The sequence below is a fragment of the Streptomyces colwelliae genome (assembly GCF_048158785.1).
Taxonomy (GTDB): domain Bacteria; phylum Actinomycetota; class Actinomycetes; order Streptomycetales; family Streptomycetaceae; genus Streptomyces.
In genome coordinates, this window is record NZ_JBLTJC010000666.1 from 1 (window position 1) to 2,822 (window position 2,822).

3 protein-coding genes are annotated in these 2,822 nt (G+C 68.4%); 2 read left to right on the forward strand and 1 reads right to left on the reverse strand.

Going from position 1 to position 2,822, the window contains the following annotated elements:
* Positions 1-108 precede the first annotated feature (108 nt).
* Positions 109-936 (reverse strand): Stf0 family sulfotransferase, encoded by an 828-nt coding sequence (locus ACNFOC_RS52890; RefSeq protein ID WP_416966098.1) that lies wholly within the window; start codon positions 934-936, stop codon positions 109-111.
* A gap of 147 nt (positions 937-1,083) precedes the next feature.
* Between ACNFOC_RS52890 and ACNFOC_RS52895 the strand changes: the two genes are divergently transcribed.
* Together ACNFOC_RS52895 and ACNFOC_RS52900 are read left to right on the forward strand one after the other, a co-directional pair.
* Entirely contained in the window at positions 1,084-1,677 is a 594-nt protein-coding gene (locus ACNFOC_RS52895; protein ID WP_416966099.1) for a Uma2 family endonuclease, read from the forward strand.
* 44 nt (positions 1,678-1,721) lie between these two features.
* A complete protein-coding gene (locus tag ACNFOC_RS52900; RefSeq protein ID WP_416966100.1) occupies positions 1,722-2,717 on the forward strand; it encodes an aldo/keto reductase in 996 nt (331 codons plus the stop codon).
* The last annotated feature ends 105 nt before the right edge of the window (positions 2,718-2,822 follow it).

The following is a 2,822-nucleotide window of genomic DNA, read 5'->3' on the forward strand; positions in this document are numbered from 1 at the left end:
CCCTCGGGGTTCTCGATGCCCGCGATGTCGCCGATGTCGCCGGTGTCTCCGATGCCGTCGATGGGTGGGGCGAGGGACGGGGCGCAGTTCCGTGCCTCGGGCAGAAGGTCAGCTCGACGGGCCGGGCGCCCCCGGAACGGGCGGCAGTAGCCGATACCGGGCGATCCACTCCTCGTTGAGGCGGTCGGCCTGGCGGTGGTGACTGGGGGTGAGCTGCCGGCCGGCGGGGAGAGCGGCACCGAGGCCGAGATGGTCGAGGACACCGTGGGTCACGGAGGACGGATCGGCGGAGAGGTCCTCGTAGCGGATGCGGTGCGGCTGGATGCCGTAGGCCTCGAACCACCGCTCCCAACCGGCGTTGTGCTCGTCGATGGTCCGCATGATGCGGGTGATGGCGTCACGGTCGAAACGGGGCCGCTCACCGGCGACTTGGCCTCCCTCTCCACTGATCTCCCCCTTCCCGCCGACGAACCAGACACCGGTCTGCTCGGCCCGCAGCCACGAGACGGCTTGGGCGAGGATGTCGTCCCGGCGCAGATACACGAACCGGATTCGCCGCCCGAACTCCCGCTCCAGCAGCCGCAGTTCATCTCCGGCGAGTTCAGGGTGCAGGCCCGCCAGCCGGTCGGCGAGTTCGGCGTGCGTCCCCCACATGAGCTTGGCTCCGAAGACCCCGTTGCATGTCCGCCCCGCCACCAGCGCGGCCCGCACGAACTCGCCGTAGTCCAGGGCCCTTTGGGATGTGTGCCCGATCCTCCACCGCTCGGCCCACGCCCCCTCGTCCGGCGACCGGAAGTACGCCTGCGGGTGCCCGGCGACCCCGGTGGAGTCGAGCAGGCCGAGGAGGAGGGAGCTGCCGGTTCGGGGGGTGGCGCAGATGAAGTAGGTGTCCGTGTCCGTGTCCGTGTCCGTGTCCGTGTCCGTCGGCTGGGTCACGGGGAACAGGGTCGGAGGTGGGGGCGTGGGCGGCAACCGAATAACGACGGTGACGATGGCGTGATCACTACGCATCCCGGTCACCGTGCGTATCGTTGTACTGCGCGGCTGCACCCGTCCGTGGGGCAGCGGGGGAGGAGCGCCACGATGACCGTCCTTGAAGACAGGATCGCGATGGCCGACGCCGACGCCAACACCCAGCGCTTGGACGAGTGGTTCGAGCGGCTTGAGCGTATGCCCGTCCCCGAAGGATTCAGGGTCGAGATCGTCGAGGGCAACGTTCACATGACGCCGCAGCGGAACACGCATTGGCAGATCATTCGCCAGATCCTTTGGGCCGTCGAAGACAGGTTCGGCAGGGATGCCCTGGTCTTCACCGACGTCCGTGTCGATTTCCCCGGCTTCGAGAACGGCTTCTGCCCGGACATCGCCATGCTCAAGGACGGGGCGAAGCCCGACGACACAGGCCACTGGCGCTACCAGGACGTGGAGTTCGTCGCCGAGGTGATCTCCAAGGGCACGGCCGCCAACGACTACGGCCCGAAGAGGACCGCGTACGCGGAAGCCGAGGTCCCCGTCTACGTCATCGCCGACCCCTACCAAGGGCGCTGCCACGTCTACACCGACCCCAAGGACGGCGACTACGCCGACCCCGTACGCGTGGACTTCGGCACCGAAGTCGACCTGACCGGCACGGTGGTCGACCTCGTCCTCAAGACCGACAAGTTCCCCCGCGACTGACCCCCCTTGCATAGAGCGCACTCAAAGTCGTTGGCTAAGTACTCATGAAGTACACGCAGCTCGGACGCACAGGCCTCAAGGTCAGCCGACTGGTCCTCGGCACGATGAACTTCGGACCGCAGACGAACGAGACGGACAGCCACGCGATCATGGACGCGGCGCTGGACGCGGGCATCAACTACTTCGACACGGCCAACGTCTATGGCTGGGGCGAGAACAAGGGCCGGACCGAGGAGATCATCGGCAACTGGTTCGCCAAGAGCCCCGATCACCGCGACAAGACGGTCCTCGCCACCAAGATGTACGGCAACATGGGCGCCGAGGGCGTCCCCGCCTGGCCCAACCACGACAAGCTCTCCGCCCTGAACATCCGGCGCGCCGTGGACGCCAGCCTCAAGCGGCTACAGACCGACTACATCGACGTCTACCAGTTCCACCACGTCGACCGGGACACGCCCTTCGAGGAGATCTGGCAGGCGATCGACACCCTGATCCAGCAGGGCAAGATCCTCTACGTCGGTTCCTCGAACTTCCCCGGTTACAAGATCGCCCAGGCCAACGAGATCGCCGCCCGCCGCGGCGGCACCATCGGCCTCGTCAGTGAGCAGTGCCTCTACAACCTCGCCGAGCGTCGCGCCGAGATGGAGGTCATCCCGGCCGCGCAGGAGTACGGCCTCGGGGTCATCCCCTGGTCCCCGCTCCAGGGCGGGCTGCTTGGCGGGGTCATCAAGAAGGAGATCTCGGGCGGGCGCCGGGCGAGCGGCCGGGCCGCCGACACCCTCGCCAACCCGACCTCACGCGCCCAGATCCAGGCCTACGAGGACCTCCTCGACAAGCACGGCATCGAGCCCGGCGAGGCCGCCCTGGCCTGGCTCCTCACCCGCCCCGGCGTCACCGGCCCGATCGTGGGCCCGCGCACCGCCGAACAGCTCGACAGCGCGCTGCGGGCCGTAGAGCTGGAGTTGAGCGAGGAACTGCTCACCTCGCTGGACGAGATCTTCCCGGGGCCGGGCCCCTCGCCGGAGGCCTTCGCCTGGTAGCCCCCTTGAGGGCAAGCGCCCTTAAGGGGCGCGGGGAACTGCGCGACCAGCCACACACAGCCCGCACCCGGCAACGATCGCGCAGTCCCCCGCGCCCCCCCCTGG